This is a genomic window from Lysinibacillus sp. BS3, from assembly GCF_039614735.1.
In the GTDB taxonomy this organism is placed as follows: domain Bacteria; phylum Bacillota; class Bacilli; order Bacillales_A; family Planococcaceae; genus Lysinibacillus; species Lysinibacillus capsici.
Map to the genome: position 1 here is coordinate 2,968,577 of NZ_CP154860.1, position 18,259 is coordinate 2,986,835.

The window sequence follows — 18,259 nt, forward strand, 5'->3', positions numbered from 1 at the left end:
TGTGAAAGAAGGGGTAGAATTTGGCATACAAAGTATTGGTTGTAGATGATCATTTCGTTGTTAGGGAAGGTTTAAAACTAATTCTAGAAACAGAAGATATTTTCGAAGTTGTAGCAGAAGCAGAAAACGGTAAAATAGCACTTGAATTTTTAGAAAAAAATATGGTTGATGTTATATTATTAGATTTAAAAATGCCCCTTATGGATGGTTTAACAACGTTGGAAAGAATGAATGAAAAAAACATTTCGATACCTGTTATCATTTTAACTACCTATAATGAGGATGATCTAATGGTAAAAGGTATTGAATTAGGTGCAAAAGGTTATCTGTTAAAAGATACCAGTAGAGATAATTTATTTAGAACATTAGAATCTGCTATAAGAGGCGAGACATTATTACAACCAGATATTATAAATAAATTAATGAAATTTAAGAGAAATCATACATCCAATTATAAAAATGGTGCAGCTAATTTAACGGAAAAAGAAATTTTTATATTACAGGCTATTGCAAGAGGATTCAAGAGTAGGGAGATAGCCCATGATATGGGGATTGCAGAACGAACAGTGAAAGCACATTTAACTAATGTATATAATAAACTTGGTGTAAATTCAAGAACGGAGGCAGTTGCCATTGCTTTAGAAAAAGGCATTTTTCATTTATAAAATATTTGTTTTGCCCATTCGTACATGTGGATGATGCCCATATGTACGATTTTTTAATTTACAATCCAGTTTAAACTAGGATAGTAGCTTTGTTAGAAAAAATGTAGTGGTAGTGGAAGGAGAAAAAATGTCAAAGTATTTGTTTAAACTTGGTAGATGGGCAGTTAATCACAAGAATAGAGTTATGGGAGGAGCTATTGTTACCCTATTGATAGTAGCATTGCTCGCATTAATTGTTGGACCTGCTTTTAATGAAGAAATATCTATTCCAAATACAGAATCAGCAACTGCTGGTGAAATACTTGAAAAGGAATTTTCAAACAAAGATGAAGCTTCACCAGGAGCTATAAATCTTGTATTTAAGGCACCAAAGGGAGAAACTTTAGAATCAGATACTGTTAATGAAAAAATAACTGAATTACTTGACGAGGTTAAAAAAGATAAAAAAATTATATCTGTTGCTTCGCCCTTAGAATTAGGCAATCTAAGTGAAGATAAAACAATTGGTTATGCAGTTGTTTCTTTTAATTCGCCACCTGAAGAAGTATCGGAGAAATCTAAAGCAAAGATTATTCAAAAAATAGCGATTACAAATAATGCAGGTATACAAACTGAATTAGCTGGAAATGTTACCTTTTCGGAATTAGAAATTGGAGGAGTAACAGAGGTTATAGGAGTAGTAATTGCATTTTTAGTTTTAGCTATTACATTTACCTCATTTTTAGCAGCTGGTATGCCTATTTTAACTTCTGCGATAGGTCTAGGTATAGGACTACTGTTAGTTATTATCGGGACTAATTATTTCGATATACCATCTTTTTCGATGTCATTAGCAGCGATGCTTGGTTTAGCAGTTGGTATTGACTATTCTTTATTTATTATCTCTAGATTTAGACAAGAGCTAGCTGCAGGGCATAATGTAGAAGATGCAGCAGCAATCGCAAATGGCACTGCTGGAAGTGCTGTATTATTTGCGGGAGTCACTGTAATAATAGCCCTTTTAGGTTTAGCTGTAGCTCAAATACCTTTCCTAACTATGATGGGATTAACAGCAGCTGTATGTGTATTATTAGCCATACTTGTGGCAATCATTTTAGTCCCAGCAATATTGGGAATTATGGGACATAAAATTGGTCCTAATCGTAAAAATACATTTTTAAAGAAACTCACTAGTAGAAAGAACAAGTCAAATACTTGGTGGGATATCGTTACTAAGCGACCATTAATAGTGACAATCATTGGAATTGTATTACTTCTGGTTTTAAGTACACCATTTTTTCATATGGAATTGGGATTACCTGATAACGGGACTAAATCCGAAGATACCATTGAGAGAAGAGCCTATGACTTACTTTCAGAGGGATATGGTCCAGGATATCATGCATCATTAATTGTTTTATTAAAAGCAGAAGATTTAAAAAATGAAGAAGAATTATTAGTAGTTTCAAAGGAAATTGAAAAAATAGACAATGTTAAATATATTTCTCCACCTATTCCTAGTCCAAATAAGAAATACTATATGCTATCCGTAACTCCTAAAACGGGACCAAATGATAGTAGCACTAAAGACTTGGTACGCGAGATTAGAAATATACCTAATAATACAGAAATATCTGATGATGTCAGTCTGAAGGTAACTGGACAGACAGCTGTAAATATTGATATCTCAGAAAAATTGAATGACTCTTTACCTATTTTTGCAACAATTATTGTTTTGTTCGCATTTATTCTTTTGGTAATTGTGTTTAGATCAATTTTAGTCCCTTTAAAAGCTGTATTAGGTTTTTTACTCTCCTTAGGTGCAACATTAGGGTTTGTTGTGTTTGTTGTTCAAGACGGAAATCTAATAGACCTATTTGGATTCCCTACTGCAAGTCCGGTACTTGCCTTTTTACCCGTAATCGTCATTGGTATATTGTTTGGTTTAGCTATGGACTATGAAGTATTTTTAGTTAGTCGAATGCGCGAAGAGTATGTACATTCTGGTGATGCACAAAAAGCTGTTTTAGTAGGAATTAAGGATAGTTCTAGTGTAGTGACCGCTGCGGGTTTAATAATGATTTCTGTTTTTACAGGGTTTATGCTCGCACCAGATCCTATCATAAAATCAATGGGCTTTGCCCTTACATTCGGTATTATATTTGATGCATTTGTTGTCAGATTAACAATTGTACCTGCTGTGATGATATTGATGGGTAAATCAGCTTGGTATTTACCAAAGTCATTAGATAAAATAATTCCGAATATTGATATTGAAGGTACAACGCTAATAGAAGAAATAAATAAAAATAGAGATAAAACTATATAAAATTATATCATTTTATCTGTTGGAGTCATCAAAGGTATTTAAGGGCCTAAAAAATACAATCAATATAAAATAAAAAATGTATCTTTGTGTCTGATGACTATGAGACTGGTAGTTATTAGAAACCGAACTATTCATTAAAACGCTCACAAAGTGTTTCCGAATAGTTTGGTTTCTCTAGTGATGATGTTATGTTAATTTAGAGATTACTCGGCTTTAAGGTCCCAATCTCGATTATTCAGTAATCGTTTCCACATAAGTTTTTCTTCCAGGATTAATCTTACCAACGTGAATATTTATTTCATTGATTGACTCTGTTGTTAAAGGTATCTTTCCATCCATTTCGATTTTCTTCCACATTTTAACGTTACTTCGATAAAGGTACTCTGACAATCGGTATACATCAGCATCCATTTTCAAGCCTTCTTCATAAGTTTCAAGCACTTCTTTTTTTACCTGCTCCACTATTTTTTTCCTTATTTCTTGCGTGGTAATGGTTCCTTTAAATCCATTAAGAGTAGCATGTACATGTATGTCTATATTAAATTTTATTGAATCACTATTCTTTACAAGAGGCTTAACTTCAACAGTTAACTTGTCTAAGTCTACTGTAAGATAATCTCTTTCTTCACCGTCTAATTTAATTGTAACTTCACCTCTATTTGTCTCATCATGCATCCATTGGTTACCTCTTGCATTAGAATCTTTTATAAATCCCTTGATACCATCTTTTGAAAGGATTCCGATACCTGCAAAAGTGGTTTCTTCAGTAGGTCCATCAGTATCTTCCCAATTATTCATTACTGATACATAAGGTATACTTATTTCGTGACTTGGTTCATTCAGTCCAATCATTAAATCCCGAAGGTTTACCGGATCAATAAAAGATTCTTGTTCTGTAGTATTGATTGGATTGCTTAATTTCGAAGAAGTTAAAGAATTTCTTAAGATAGGTGTGATTAACAACACATCTTTAATAGAATCTTTTGTACTAAAAACCCATATGTTATATCTAGTTTCCCGAAAACGAATGAATGTATCAATAACAGGAATACTTCTCTCATTCTTTAGAGCGCGTTCTGAAAAAAGGAGATACCTTATATGCCCCCAAAATATTTCTTGATCGGCAGATCGATATAATTTATAAATAGCTTCTTCAACCGTTTTTCCATCTGCATAACCAACTTCAGCTGGAGCAACATTACCAGTGGGTACCTCTGTTTTAGCTACATCAGCAAAGTTAATGATTTGTAAGTAAACTTTGTATTTATTATCTTCGTAGTCGACACCCACAGCGTTAACATAATACATACGTTGAGGTTCTGTTGCATCCCAACATCCTGATAAAAGGAATATGAGGAAAACGAAAAGAGGAAACACTATACATTTTTTTATCATTTTTTCGCCTACTTTTTGATACTATTGATTCAATTATGTGCAAAAAAAAGCGATTTAAACAAAACGATCACTCCTTATATAGAAGTGATCGTAGGAAGATAAAAGAAACTCATTATGAACTGGAACATTATATCTTATGTGCTATTTTTAATAATTTTATATATGTTCACCTATTTTAATTAAGAAATAAATTCCTATGAACCGTATATTAAGTTATGATTTTAAACTGATTGTCTCTAGGTGTTTAGCTTAGGCATGAGGAGAAAATTAAATCTTGTTTTGTATCAAACTACAGTTTTTACGATTGGCTATAAAATTATTTCAACTATAACCCTTTTACAATAATGGCTTTCAAGTAGAATCAAATTTGAAAATAAAAAGAATACTAATTTAAGTAAGGTTGGGTAGTTTTCTTACCTTGAGATTTTGTTTGAAGAATTTATGTGGTTGCATTGATCTTTATACTCTCGAAAACTTATTCAGTAAAAAGTAACCCAAAAGAATAAATCTCAATTGTTGAATTTAACTATTATAGCTGGCTCAACTTAATTTTTTTATACTAAGTTATTTTGAGAAGTTTTTATAAACTTAGTAAATAGGAAGCGTACAATTGGACCAATAATAATAATTTGCAAAGGCAAGGCTACAATAAAATTCCTACCAAATACAGAAAGGAATTGATTGAGAACCGAATTGGAATACAAACCATTGTGAAGATAACTTGTTAACAAACCATAGATGGACATAAAAAAAGCCATTCCAATAACCATGCATGTAGATATTGTTAGAACCTTAAATAGAACATTTGATGTATTTGCTGTTAATTTGAAAGCTATTTTTTTAGCTATAGGTCCTACTAGATACAAGTCAAGAATTATAGCAACAATAAAGCCTATTAAAAAATCAGTAATTCCGCCTAACAATGATATATGCCCAAATGTATCATTAAGATAAAAATTATAAAAAGTCATAAAAAGTACCATTCCAAAACACATTATTAATCCAAAATAGAGACTTTCTTTTCTAGTAGTTGGCATATGTCAACACTCCTTCCGTTACTTGAGTTAGTATATAGATATTAGAAATATTTCGTAAGTGACAATTTTGTGAAGTTCTTTTGTGGAATTTAAATATATCTTTACTACACAAAATGAAAAAATGAAAAGAGCTGAAGTTTAGTTAGTTTCTGCAATGCAACAATTTCACTGAGAAAGATTTTCTGATTAATCAAAAGAATATATACTGAAAAAAATGATAGTAAGAAGAGGTTATAACTTATATTTTCAAACAATATGTCAGTACCTCAGTTTGTCTAAAGAAATCACTTCTTTGATAACCCGGTTGTTCCTTGATAATGTTCCTTGATAAAATGAGGAAATTTCAAAATTACTTTGAAAGTACTTGAATGAATTAGTAGAAATATTAAAAGGCGACTAACTTAATCCATTGGGATTTAGTTAAGATGCACACATTTTTTATGGATAAAGATAAATATAACAAGTTTATGGGAAGGCGGGAGTATGTATGAAAACTAACGATTTAGTAATAGGCAAAGTAATTAAATGGTTAGAGAGTGAAGAGAAATCATTTGTATGGTTAGCTGAACAATTAGGTGTAAGTTTATTCCATGTAGAGTATATGTTAAAAGGAGAACGTATTCTAAAATCGGAACGTATCGAACAGATTGCGAAGATAATGGGAATCAAAACAAAAGAATTGGTTAAGTCAGAAGTAATTATGGAAAATCAGTTAACTGTTAAATTGCTTGGTAGTATTTCTAATCGACGCTCGAAGAGAGAGTTGGATTCTTTATTGTTTGCTATTAATGATTATCTTGGACTAAAAGAGCAGACGAAATGATTGTGTATGTAGTTAATAAGGTAGTTTTGAAAAAACTCATATATTTTAAGAAAGTTAAAACTGGACAAAATGAATCGCATATGGATTGTCAAGATTGAAAATGGTTTATACAAATACTATTGAAGAGATAAATTAATTATGAAGGTACCTACAGTAAGTCTAAAATTATAGAAACAAGAGGAATACATGGTTTTTATTCGATTTTACTTAGTTTTAGCATCACACACTCGTATATATTAGTTTAGTTACATCAAACGATAAATCAAAAATGGATTTTTAATTTTGAATATTTTAAATATTATAAAAATGGATTATTATAAACTTATTACTCCTTTTATTCAAATTTAGTAGAAGTTATACAATTAATGGTAATACATGGTGAAATAAATATACTGGAGGTCCTATGTTTGATAAAGATGTACTAAATGGGATTTGGAAAGAGAATGAAATTGAGTATTTTCCAAAGAGAAAAGTTAGCAATAAATTAAGTTGGAAAATACATCATATTACTGGTTCTTTTTACAGTAATAAGATGGGGAGGACAATTGAGTATGAATCAATTGGAGAATGTTTATTTTACTTTTTCTTAGAACTAGCTAGAGAAGTGGAGCGATATTATGTACAACCAGTAGAAATTAATATTCCTCATCTTTCAAAAGAAGGGGATAGAAAAAGCTGGACTCATATTCCCGATGTGTTGGTATTTGGTATTGGATCTAAACCAACATTATTTCAAATCAAAGAGAATCCACAGGAAAGTAAAAAACATGATTTTATAAATAAAATATGTCAAGAATACGCAGCTAAAAAGCAATGGAAATATAGAGTTATTTATCCGAAGAAACTACCACAAGAGATATTGTATAATATTAAATTTTTACAAGGAGCCATTCGTAAGCGAAAGCGATTCGATGAATGGATACCTGAAATAATTTATCGAGTAGAATATATGGAGGTTGTAACAATAGATGAACTTGCCTCTAGTTTTGCACCTAAAGTTAACCCACTACTAGTAATTCCAGTAATCCACCATCTTATAGCCACAGGAGTTTTACAAATCAAGATTACAAATGAGATTGATCAGTATAGTGAAGTTAAGTTAAAAAAGCTAAATGAACAGCTACTACCATATCTTAATTTGGATGGTGAGTTATTTGAATATTAGTGAGCTGAAATTAAATGGAGAAGTAAATTATTATGGTATGACATATATAATTTTGGCAATTGATCCACCTATCATTACTTTAAAAAGGAAAAATAATAGTGGAGATGCAATATCCATTAATTATTTTGAGTTAATAACAAATCCGTCTTTTCATGCAGAAAAGTCAATCAAAAAGTCTATTGAAAAAGACAATAATATTTATTTATCGATTTTAGATTCTTTAGATGAAAAGAAAAGAGAAGAAGTATCAAAACGCTTAAAAATTATTAGACCTTTGTTGGTACTAGAAAAATTAAAACAAAATCACTATCCATCTTATGTAGAGTTTCTTGAGAACTATAATGACTTATTAAATGAAAATGAGAATCCAGGGAAAATAAAACAGGAAATAATAATAAAGAGAATAGCAATAAAATACTCTGTGTCAGACAGAACAATAAAAAGATATTTATCAAATTACCGTAAAGTTGCGCATGAGAATCCGTCATTGGGTGACGAAGGATTAATATCAAATGCAGGAACAGGTTATAAATTTCGAAATGATAATAAAACCTTAATAATCAATCACCCAAAACACCCAGAGATGATACTAGATCAAATTCAAATTCGTTTGAGTGATGAATATATACCAATAATTAAAGAAGTAATTGAAAGTGATTACTTGACACTTCACCGTAAAAGTAAAGCGAAAATTATTGATTTAATTAATATAAAATGTTCGATGAATGGAGTTCCACCTATAAAATCAGAGACTATGTATAAAATATTTGAAAGAATCTCACCTAAAGTAGTTGAAAGAATGAGGTTCGGAACAAAGTCAATAAATAAGTATGAAGAAGTAAATAGAGGTTTTGCCAATAATGAAGCACTTTATCCACTTCATCTAGTAGAAATTGATCATACCCGTATGGATATAGAGGTTATTGACGAAAAAAATGGTGCAATAACAGGGAGACCGTGGATAACATTAGGTATAGATGTATATTCAAGGATGGTTTGGTGTATGTATATCTCATTTGAGCCCCCTTCTGCTAATAGAGTTAGAAAAGCAATTCAGCAAGGAGCTCTATTTAAAAATACGAAGGAGCAATATGGAACTTTTAATGATTGGGAGATTTTTGGTATTCCACACAATATACAATTTGATAACGGTCCAGAATTTCATAATCTTGCTATTAAGCGGTTAGTGAATGAAACTTTAAAATCGAATATTAGGTTTCGTCCAATTGCAACGCCTAGATATGGGGGAACTATTGAAAGATTGATTGGTACATTTAATACTCAAGTTCTACACAATTTACAGGGTACAACTAAAAGTAATATTTTCCACAAGGGAGAGTATGATTCATCAGAAAATGCTTTATTGACTATTGGTAATATAAGAGAAATTCTAACGAAGTATATAACAGATATTTATCATTTTCAAAAGCATACAGGGTTGCCATTAGATTGTAATTCACCAATGGCGCGTTTTCATGAAGGGTTAAAGAAAAGCGGGCTACCTGATTTTATAGAAACAGAAGATGAAGAATTATTTAAGATTTCCTTATTACCAACATTATATAAACCGTATACGAGGGACGGTGTTCGGATTGATAACCGTATCTATAAAGATAATTCATTATCACATCTTATAGATAAAAGAGAGGTAAAGTATAGAGTCAAGTATGATATTGATGATATATCTTACATATATATTAAACCTCCAAATGAAGATAACTTTGTAAGGGTCAATATTGTTAATCCTCCTTATGAAACTGTCCAAGGGATGAATGCTTATACTTATACATTGTTGTTGAAGTTTTTAAGAGACAGAGGAGAATTAAAAAGGAACAAAATTACTACAGATGACCAAATTATTCAGGCAAAAGCAGCTCTTCAAAAAGATATTGAGAAAATGTATAAAACAAATAGAAGAACGAGACAACAGTTGGAAAGAATGGAATGGAACGTTGAGGTAACTAATATAAGTAAAAAAGAAAAAATTAGTAAGGATAATAAACTAACCTATGAACAACTTATGGCTAATGCAGTAAAAATTTTCAATGAAAGCTCGGAAGAAAATTAAGGGGGTGGAAAAATGGCATCTAACTCAACATCTAATTCTTTTTCAGAGTTTGCTGATAGAGTTTTAAATATAAATGTAGATCTTCCTAATGCTGAGTCAATTTATAAAGTTATGGATTCACATATTAAAAGGATAGGGAAAACTAGACATCTTTTTATTACAGGACCATCAAATGTAGGTAAAACTAAAATGGCGGAGAACTATATTCAAAGATACCCAGGATATACTTTAACCGAAGAAGACGGAACAGAAATTGATATTAAGCCGGTGATTTATATGGAAGCCCCTCATCCGTTTACCTTATTAGAGTTTTATCATGAACTAATTTATGCGTTAGGCTCTCCACGTTTAGGTGGAGTACCTAAGATAAACGATTTGAAGGTTCGTGCTTATCACTTAATAGCTAGGCAAAGAGTGAAGATGGTCATTATAGATGAAGTAAATAATATACAGACCTCGGGTATTAACAAAAATACGGCTATGGACGCCGTAAAACATATGGCTAATAAAACGAATGTTACATTAGTCTTAATGGGTACCCCTGAAGCAGCAGAATTAAGAACTCTAGATGAACAGTATAAATCAAGATATCGTCCACATTCTATACATCGTTTTACAGAATGTAATGAAGAATTTTGTTCATTTTTAAATAGAATAGAAGAACAGTTGAGATTTCCAAAGAAAATTGGCCTGGGAGATGTAAAATCAGGACTACCTCAATTACTACATTATCAAAGTAAAGGAAAAGTAGGTTATTTGGTACCTATAATACAGGAAGCATATGATTTGCTAGGAGTTTTTCAAGAGTCATTTATGAATTTCGATCAGGCAACCTTAACACCATACGTACTTGATGAAGCTTATAAAATAATACAAGGAGATTTTATTGATGATATTCTAAATGAAAAACTTTAAAAGAAGTATATACCTATACCAAAAGGGAAGAATGGTGTAAAAAACTTTTGGAGAGGTTATTATTGAAGCCAACTTTCTTAACAATAAGAGTTAGTCCTTATGAGGACGAATTATTATCTAGTTTCCTAATTAGGTTAGCTAATGCTAATGGTATCGATATTTTAAAATTCTGTTCCAGCTTTAATATCAGTAATTCACACTATTTGCAAAAAGATGATATAGATTTAATTGATTTTTACCCATTAAAAATTCTTAATATTAAAAAAATATCAGAGGTAAGTAAATTAGATAGACAGCCACTGCTAAATAAAACATTTTTAAAAGTGATAAGAAAATTTACTGATGAAAATTTCTCTAGAGTACGTAATTTTACAGATTTAATTAGGAAAAAGCTATATTATTGTCCAGATTGTCTAAAGGAAAGTAATTATTATAAGGTTTTATGGAAAGTAGTAGGAGTAAATGGCTGTTTAAAACATAATAAATTTCTTATAGATAGGTGTCACAATTGCAATAAAGATATTCTCTTTAAGGAAGTATGTATAATGGGTTTCTGCCCCCATTGTAATTTTGCTTTAAAAAATTGCAAATCTATACTTGATAAAAAAGTACTTGTAGAAATAAACACTCATTTAATAAAGTCTTGGGAGTATTTATGGGGGGATAAGGTTCAGTCTATTCATACTAATAATATGCCACTTAATTTATTGTATTTATTGAATGGATTTAAATTGGATTTAGATAGAACGTTAGTTACTAGAAATTTGAACAAACATGCTTCATTATCCAGTTTGCTTCAGCATGTAAGAGGTACAAATGGATGTAGGAAAAATTTGCACTTGGGTATTGTATTGAATATTTTAAAAGAACAAAACTATAGTTTGAAGCAATTACTTAAACTAAAAGTTCCGAATGAGTTTATGACGAGACTCCAAACTAAAAAGAAAATAGATTATGTTTCATGTATGGCTCCTTGGTGTTCTTCTTTTGGGAAATTAGGATCTTTAGTTAAAACTGGGACCAGCAAAAAAAAGAAACAAGATGGGACAGAATTAAAGTATTACCTTCTTTGTACTAAGTGTGGCTGTGAATATGCATTAAATGTGGATGATCAACTTGTAGAACGAACATATTTTATTCATGCTTACAATGAATTGATAACTGTAAATATATCTATAAGTAATTTAAAACAACTTAGTGCTACTTTAAAAATGTCTATTGATAAAACAAAAAGATGTATATGTTATTTCATAAGCAGGAATCAATTTAATAATTGCTACTTTTTTAAAGAGTTTAGGATAGATATGAATAAATTAAAAAGTATGCTTAATGGGATTAGAGGAGAAATAGGATTAAAAGAAATCAGAAAATGGAGAATATGGGAAAACTACAATGATTTTTTAGTCTATAGATATCATATTGACGTAATAAATGAATTGTACGATGAAGATGGCTCTAATAAAAAAGATTATAATCTGAGCAATAACTCACAATTTTTAAGAGTGAAAAATACTGTTGAAGAAATGTTTGAGATAAATGAGGATATCACAATAAAGAATGTGAGTATTAAATTAAAAGTTTCTCCTGAAACAATCCGTAATTGGAGAGGTAATAAGTATATTGCAGAAGTGAGAAAGAAACAGAGGGAATTGAGGCTGCAACAATTGAGAGAGGAAATAAAAAATAAAGTAGAACTTTATATTAATGAATCTTGCTCAGAAAATATCTCCTCGTATGAATTATATGAATACTTACAAATAAAAAGAACGGTTTTATGGAGAAAGGATAAAGAATTAACTAGGTTTATAGCAGATAAACTTGGCAATCATAAAGAACAAAAATTTAACAATTATAAATTCTGATTTTAAAGAGGTGAATTTCATGGAGATTAGAAGAACATTCACAATCAGACCTAAATTGATAGAAGGGGAATCTTTATCAAGTTATCTCATTAGAACAGCAAATTTAAATGCAATAAACAGTATCTCTGAAATATGGCAATTAGTAAAGAAACATGAAGTTTATAAAGTGGATAGGAATATCTTTTATAAGTTTGACTTATTTCCATGTGATATTGTTCATTTAAATGATTTGTCAATTTTATTAAATATAAAAGCTAATGAATTGGTATTACATTCTTTTGAGCCAATAGTTAGCTTTTTTTATCCTGGGGCAGCTGGAAAAATGATATTTGGGAAAGAAATAGAACTCAAGAACCGTCGATTTTGTAAAAGTTGTTTAAATGAAAATAAAGCATATCAACTTTTATGGCAAGTTAAAGAGATACATATGTGTTATAAACATTTTACAAGAATAGAATCAAAATGTTACAGATGTGGGAGTGAACAGCCATATCTAAGAAGTGGCCATTTAGAACATCTAAAGTGTAGTTCTTGTGATAAATTGTTATTTGATGGAATAGAAGAGACTATCCAGGATATTAATATAAAAAACAAACAATTTAGAATATATAGGGATTGGAAAAATTTATTTAAAATTACAAGTTTCATAAGTAAAAATGTATTAAAGGAATCTCAACCAATACATAGAAAAATTGCAGTATTGTTATTATTCTTAGCTACTCCGAATAATGTACGGATAAATTCTAAGAAACATCCCTTTTATTCTCCTTCACAAGTGAAAAGATTATTAGAAATTGTGAGAAATAAATCTAATGGTACATTAAGATTAGGATTTATATTAAATACTTTGAGAGAATTAAATATTGAAATAAGTGCTTTAATGAGTTTAAAAGTACCAAACTCATTTATAAGGATACTATTAAATAGGACACAAGATAAGAAAGTTCAAGTTATTGAATGCAAATCAGAATGGTGTGAATTTTATGGCACCGTTCATAGGATGGTAGATATGAAATTCTCTAAAGGGAAGTATGTACCAAAAGAATATTTATATAGCTCGATGTGTGTATGCACATATTGCTGGGTACAGGTAGGTTATAATAAAGAATTATCTAAATGGGAAGAAACAAATATTTCTCAATCTTTATTACAGAAAATTAATAGTTTATTTAGAAAGGATTATTCTGAAAAACAAATTATTCAGCAACTTAACATATATCCTAATAAAGTTTATTTCTATTTAGGTTACATTTATCAATATAATCCGTTTTGTAATACTAATTCAAAATTGGAAAATAGAGTGGTTGATTTAAGTAAAAGCAAATTAACAAACAATTTTTCTTTATTGAAGTCCTTTTGGAAAAAGAGTGAATTACTCACACAACAAGCATCAAATCTTTTTGGCTGGGACGTTTTATCAACTTTTTATTATTATTGGCATCCCGATGTACAGCAATATATATATTTGGAGGAAAATTCACGAGTAACAAACAAAGAAAAAGAGGAGAAATTGAGAAATGAAGTGGACCGAGTTATTAAACACCTAGATCGAAGTAACATACAGATCTCTGTAAAAGAAGTTGCAGCAATTTTAGATATAACGGAAAGTACATTACGGTACCACAACCTGAATAAAAAAATAAATGAGGCAAAATTGAGTAACAAATTAAACAAAGAAAAAGAAGAAATAGAATATATATATGAAGTAATAAATGGATACATTAAGAATAAAAAAATTCATGAAGAACCAATATTAGTACATGAAGTATATAAATTTCTAGGAATATCTGAAAAAATTTTAAAAAGGAATTATCCAGAAATAGCAAAATTTATTTCAAATTCAGCGAAAGAGAATATAGCTGAACAGAAGTTAATAAGAAGGGCAAACCTAGAAAAAGCAATAATTCATATTTATAATCAATATGGTAGGGTTGATTACTCTCTTTTAAGTGAATATTTAGGGGTTACCAAAAAGACTTTAAAGAGCTCTCGAGGGGTATATAAAGGAATTGATGTATTGATAAGGCACACATTAGATGACTTAGAAGGAGATTAAAGATTCTAAACAAATAATTTGATAGTAGTTTGGATGCTCATTGATGAGTGAGATACAAAAACCAAAAAAACGCCCTTTAATAGATAATTAAAAAATAGTTGGAAAAGTTTATGACAACATAAATTATAGAAATAGAGGAATATGACAATTGTTATTATAAATAGTGTCACTATCATCTTATAAAATTCTTAAGATTACTGTGAAAAATATGACATCATTAAATATAATTCACAAATGTGTTGGTGACTTTAAATAAAGTCATACCGTTTGTAAATAAATTACACCATTTTACCCCTTTGGATACTATTATTCTAAAGGGGTGTTTTTATCCATAACGAAACACTCCTTGAAACCGAATAGGAGAGCAACATTTCAAATAATGTCCCTTGATATAATTCTCTATGTAATCTAACTATGTTTGAACAAGGAGATGGAAGCATGGGTAAGTTAACAGGCAAAATCGCTTTAGTTACAGGATCAAGTCGAGGAATTGGCCGCAGTATTGCATTGCGTCTGGCACAAGAGGGAGCCTTTGTCGTCGTTCATTATGGGAAAAGACGTACTGAGGCAGAAGCAGTTGTTCACCAGATCGAACAAAGCGGAGGAAATGCTTTGGCGATTGGTGCTGACCTTAGTACACTAGATGGTATTCAAGATTTATTTACTACTTTGGATGATACTATTCGGGAATATATGGGCGGTTGCGGATTCGATATTCTTGTCAACAATGCTGGAATTGGTCAAATTATCAGTTTAGAAGAGACGACAGAGGAATCATTTGACGAGGTAATGAAGATAAATGTTAAAGCACCACTTTTTGTTACTCAGCAAGCTTTACCACGTTTAAAAGATGGGGGGCGTATTATTAATATTTCATCTTTTGTGACACGTGCAGCTTCACCAAGTGTCTTCACGTACAGTATGTCCAAAGGTGCAATCGACACGTTTACGCGTCTTCTAGCCAAACAACTAGGGAGCCGGAATATTACGGTAAACGCCATCCAGCCTGGGATTATTAATACAGAAATGAATGCTAAGACTTTGAAAAACCTTGATGGACAAAAATATGCGGCTGGTCTTTCAATTTTCAACAGATGGGGAGAGCCCGGGGATGTGGCAGATATTGCCGCCTTTCTTGCTTCATCAGACAGCCGTTGGGTAACTGGTCAATTGCTCGATGCAAGTGGAGGATCACATCTATAGAACATTAATTATCAAGCTTTGTATGGCATAGTCCTCCTCAATCAGGCGCTATTGTTGTATAGGCTGTTCTGTTCTTCTTGAATTCACGGAGCGGAGGATTGTTAAGTTAATTAAAAACAAAGTAAAAGCGGTCCTCCACAGATATGATGTGGAAGGCCGCTTTTTTGTTATAAGCACAGTCACCATTTATTATTGGTTACATCTGATTCACTTAATCGTATAGTAATAGATTAAGAGATCTATTTAGCTTACGAAGCACTACGCAATGATTTCATAATTAAACTCAAAATGAAAACTAGTATAATTGCTCCAATGAGGGCAGGGAAGATATAGAAATCGGAAATTTTAGGACCCCAACTTCCAAGAAGCATACCACCAATCCATGCTCCGATAATACCTGCAATAATATTACCAATAATTCCACCTGGGATATCTTTACCCAAAATTATACCTGCAAGCCAACCGATAAGCCCGCCAATTATTAAAAACCAAATGAAACTCATACTATCCATCTCCTATTTTGTATTTTAAATATTTTGTTATAGTGTTTTATAACCTTTTTTGAACTCTTTCAAACTATAAGGAGGGAAAAAATAAAAATTAGGGGAAGTTTCAAGGGAGATATCAGACATTGGCGCATTTCTGTAATAAGAGGAGCATCTTTATTTTAATGATAGTAATAAATTCATGTTTATTCTATTTTCATCCTGAACGCCGAAATCCAATATCAAATCACAAGTTTATTTTGACCAAGAATTACAAAATGGAGACTTAGCGTATAAGCATGGATTAACAACAGGACTTTTCCTGATGTGTCTATAAGATTTTATTATTGATTTACATAAACCTTCCACCGATTTTGGTGGAAGAATTTTATGCATTCTAAAATTCCTTTGAAATATAGTATAATCTAGAAATTAAGCTGGATTCAAACTAGGTTTTCCTCTGATATTTAGTAAGTTCTTATGATTTTTCTAGTTAAGACAATCATAACAGTCAAATTACCATGAGCTAAGTTATATTCTCTTAAATATGGAAACAAAGGGATTTAAATAAAAGTAGGATGAAAGTTATATGAATTATACTAGTTGAAAAGGGTGAAGGTTAAGTATATTGAACAAAAAAAAGATACCATTACAAACAAAAATATTGGGACTGATTAGCACGTTAATTCTTTTTATTGTTTTTCTGCTCGCCAGTATATTTGCTTATTTACAATATGTCGATGCAAGGACTCAAGTTAAACAATTGGCATTGCAAACGGCTATGACAATCTCTCTTATGCCAGAACTTAAAGAATCCATTGGGAAAAGTGATTTAGAGCTACGTTTTCGTCCAATTGCTGAGCAAGTAATAGATCAGGTAAATGCAGAAAATATTATTATTGAAGATCGGGAGAAGATTATTTATTCGCACAGAAGCCCAAGTCAGGTTGGTCAGAAGAGTTTTGATCATACAAATAATTATGGGTTAATATTTGGTGGTTCTAATAATTTTGAATTGGAACGAGAGAGTGGTTCTGTTTTAATAGGAAAGGTTCCTATCATAGCAGACAATAGAGAATATACTCGTGTAATTGGGACCGTAGCGGTTGAATACGCAGAAAAAGAAATCTTTCAAAATATTTATAAACGAATTAAGTCCATTCTCATTGCTTCTCTAATTGTTTTAATTTTAGGAATCATTGGTGGTATTTTTTTAACCAAAAGTATTAGAAAAGATACTATGGGATTGGAACCGCATGAAATCTCCTCACTATATAGAGAAAGAAGTGCCATTCTGTTATCAGTAAAGGAAGGAATCATTGCAATCGATCAAAAGGGTTTCTTAACCTTAATCAATCATTCTGCTAGTTCAATGTTGAACCTCAAGGATGAATCCTCTATTGGTGAACATATTCAATTTGTCTTACCAGCAATTAATATCGATCATGTATTACAGAAAGGTAAGCCCATTCATAATGTAGAGATATTAATTAATGATAAAGTATTTATTTTTAATTTTATTCCCATTATCGAAAATGAAAAGATTATGGGTGTGGTTTCTAGTTTTCGTGATAAAACGGAGCTTAAAAAGCTTATTGATACGATCACAGAGGTTCGCGCATATTCTGAGGGACTTCGTGCGCAAACGCATGAGTACTCAAATAAACTTTACTTATTATCAGGATTAATCCAATTAGAGAGATATCAGGATGCGTTTGAATTTATACAAAAGGAGTCAGCCAATCACCAACACCAAAACCGAATCCTATTTAATCAAATTCAAGATATAAATGTTCAAGCTATATTATTAGGGAAACTGGGCAATGCATCGGAAAAGAAGATTGCCTTTGAAATTGATCCTGATAGTTATGTAGATGTCTTACCAAGTCACATTGAAATCACGGATATCATCACAATCATTGGAAATCTTATTGATAATGCATTTGATGCCGTAGCCGATCGAAAAGAGAGAAGGGTGTCTTTCTCAATTACAGGAATTGGGAGTGATATCATTATAGAAGTAGCAGATAATGGAAAGGGAATTGCTGAAGATATGTTAGATTTTATATTTGATTTACGTAGTTCATCTAAAGGAAAAAATAGGGGGTACGGTTTATTTAATGTTAAACAAATTGTAGAATCTTTAGGTGGAACAGTAGAAGTAAAAAATGACAAACACGGTGGGGCCATTTTCACGGTATTCCTACCGAAATAATGAAGCTTACTCAATGAGATAATCTATAGTACTACTGATGTTGGAGGTACTTCCCTTTAAGT

General features: G+C 31.0%; 13 protein-coding genes. 10 read left to right on the forward strand and 3 right to left on the reverse strand.

The features are described 5' to 3' along the window. Nucleotides 1–20: 20 nt before the first annotated feature. Nucleotides 21–665, forward strand: a complete 645-nt coding sequence (locus AAJG31_RS14625) for a response regulator transcription factor (RefSeq protein ID WP_279493416.1) — start codon at nucleotides 21–23, stop codon at nucleotides 663–665. Between the two features lie 127 nt (nucleotides 666–792). Then, a complete protein-coding gene (locus AAJG31_RS14630) occupies nucleotides 793–2,973 on the forward strand; it encodes an MMPL family transporter (RefSeq protein WP_279496404.1) in 2,181 nt (726 codons plus the stop codon). A 231-nt stretch (nucleotides 2,974–3,204) separates the two neighbouring features. Here the strand turns inward: AAJG31_RS14630 and AAJG31_RS14635 are convergent, their stop codons facing one another. After that, nucleotides 3,205–4,368, reverse strand: a complete 1,164-nt coding sequence (locus tag AAJG31_RS14635; RefSeq protein WP_279493415.1) for a Ger(x)C family spore germination protein — start codon at nucleotides 4,366–4,368, stop codon at nucleotides 3,205–3,207. 554 nt (nucleotides 4,369–4,922) lie between these two features. Then, nucleotides 4,923–5,405, reverse strand: a complete 483-nt coding sequence (locus tag AAJG31_RS14640; protein ID WP_279493414.1) for a DUF2798 domain-containing protein — start codon at nucleotides 5,403–5,405, stop codon at nucleotides 4,923–4,925. A gap of 487 nt (nucleotides 5,406–5,892) precedes the next feature. Here AAJG31_RS14640 and AAJG31_RS14645 point away from each other — a divergent pair, with 487 nt between their 5' ends. The 7 genes from AAJG31_RS14645 to AAJG31_RS14675 all read left to right on the forward strand — a co-directional run bounded on the left by AAJG31_RS14645 (nucleotide 5,893) and on the right by AAJG31_RS14675 (nucleotide 15,497). Then, on the forward strand, nucleotides 5,893–6,228 hold the full coding sequence (locus AAJG31_RS14645) for an XRE family transcriptional regulator (protein WP_279493413.1): 336 nt from the start codon (nucleotides 5,893–5,895) through the stop codon (nucleotides 6,226–6,228). A 403-nt stretch (nucleotides 6,229–6,631) separates the two neighbouring features. Next, on the forward strand, nucleotides 6,632–7,393 hold the full coding sequence (locus tag AAJG31_RS14650; protein ID WP_279493412.1) for a hypothetical protein: 762 nt from the start codon (nucleotides 6,632–6,634) through the stop codon (nucleotides 7,391–7,393). Beyond that, nucleotides 7,383–9,461, forward strand: coding sequence for a Mu transposase C-terminal domain-containing protein (locus AAJG31_RS14655; RefSeq protein WP_279493411.1), 2,079 nt, complete (start codon nucleotides 7,383–7,385; stop codon nucleotides 9,459–9,461). Before AAJG31_RS14650 ends, AAJG31_RS14655 begins: the two co-directional genes overlap by 11 nt. Before the next feature lie 12 nt (nucleotides 9,462–9,473). After that, entirely contained in the window at nucleotides 9,474–10,376 is a 903-nt protein-coding gene (locus AAJG31_RS14660) for a TniB family NTP-binding protein (protein WP_279493410.1), read from the forward strand. A gap of 62 nt (nucleotides 10,377–10,438) precedes the next feature. Continuing rightward, nucleotides 10,439–12,238: a TniQ family protein gene (locus AAJG31_RS14665; protein WP_305193647.1), complete on the forward strand. Its 1,800-nt coding sequence runs from the start codon at nucleotides 10,439–10,441 to the stop codon at nucleotides 12,236–12,238. Between the two features lie 19 nt (nucleotides 12,239–12,257). Next, nucleotides 12,258–14,294 carry a TniQ family protein gene (locus AAJG31_RS14670; RefSeq protein WP_345803550.1) on the forward strand — a complete coding sequence of 679 codons (2,037 nt, stop codon included), beginning with the start codon at nucleotides 12,258–12,260 and terminating at the stop codon, nucleotides 14,292–14,294. Nucleotides 14,295–14,732: 438 nt separating this feature from the next. Beyond that, nucleotides 14,733–15,497: an SDR family oxidoreductase gene (locus AAJG31_RS14675; RefSeq protein WP_279493406.1), complete on the forward strand. Its 765-nt coding sequence runs from the start codon at nucleotides 14,733–14,735 to the stop codon at nucleotides 15,495–15,497. Nucleotides 15,498–15,745: 248 nt separating this feature from the next. Here the strand turns inward: AAJG31_RS14675 and AAJG31_RS14680 are convergent, their stop codons facing one another. Then, on the reverse strand, nucleotides 15,746–16,000 hold the full coding sequence (locus AAJG31_RS14680) for a GlsB/YeaQ/YmgE family stress response membrane protein (RefSeq protein WP_279493405.1): 255 nt from the start codon (nucleotides 15,998–16,000) through the stop codon (nucleotides 15,746–15,748). Between the two features lie 607 nt (nucleotides 16,001–16,607). On the opposite strand from AAJG31_RS14680, the gene AAJG31_RS14685 reads away from it, so the two are divergent. Beyond that, entirely contained in the window at nucleotides 16,608–18,197 is a 1,590-nt protein-coding gene (locus AAJG31_RS14685; RefSeq protein WP_279496402.1) for a sensor histidine kinase, read from the forward strand. Nucleotides 18,198–18,259: the final 62 nt, after the last annotated feature.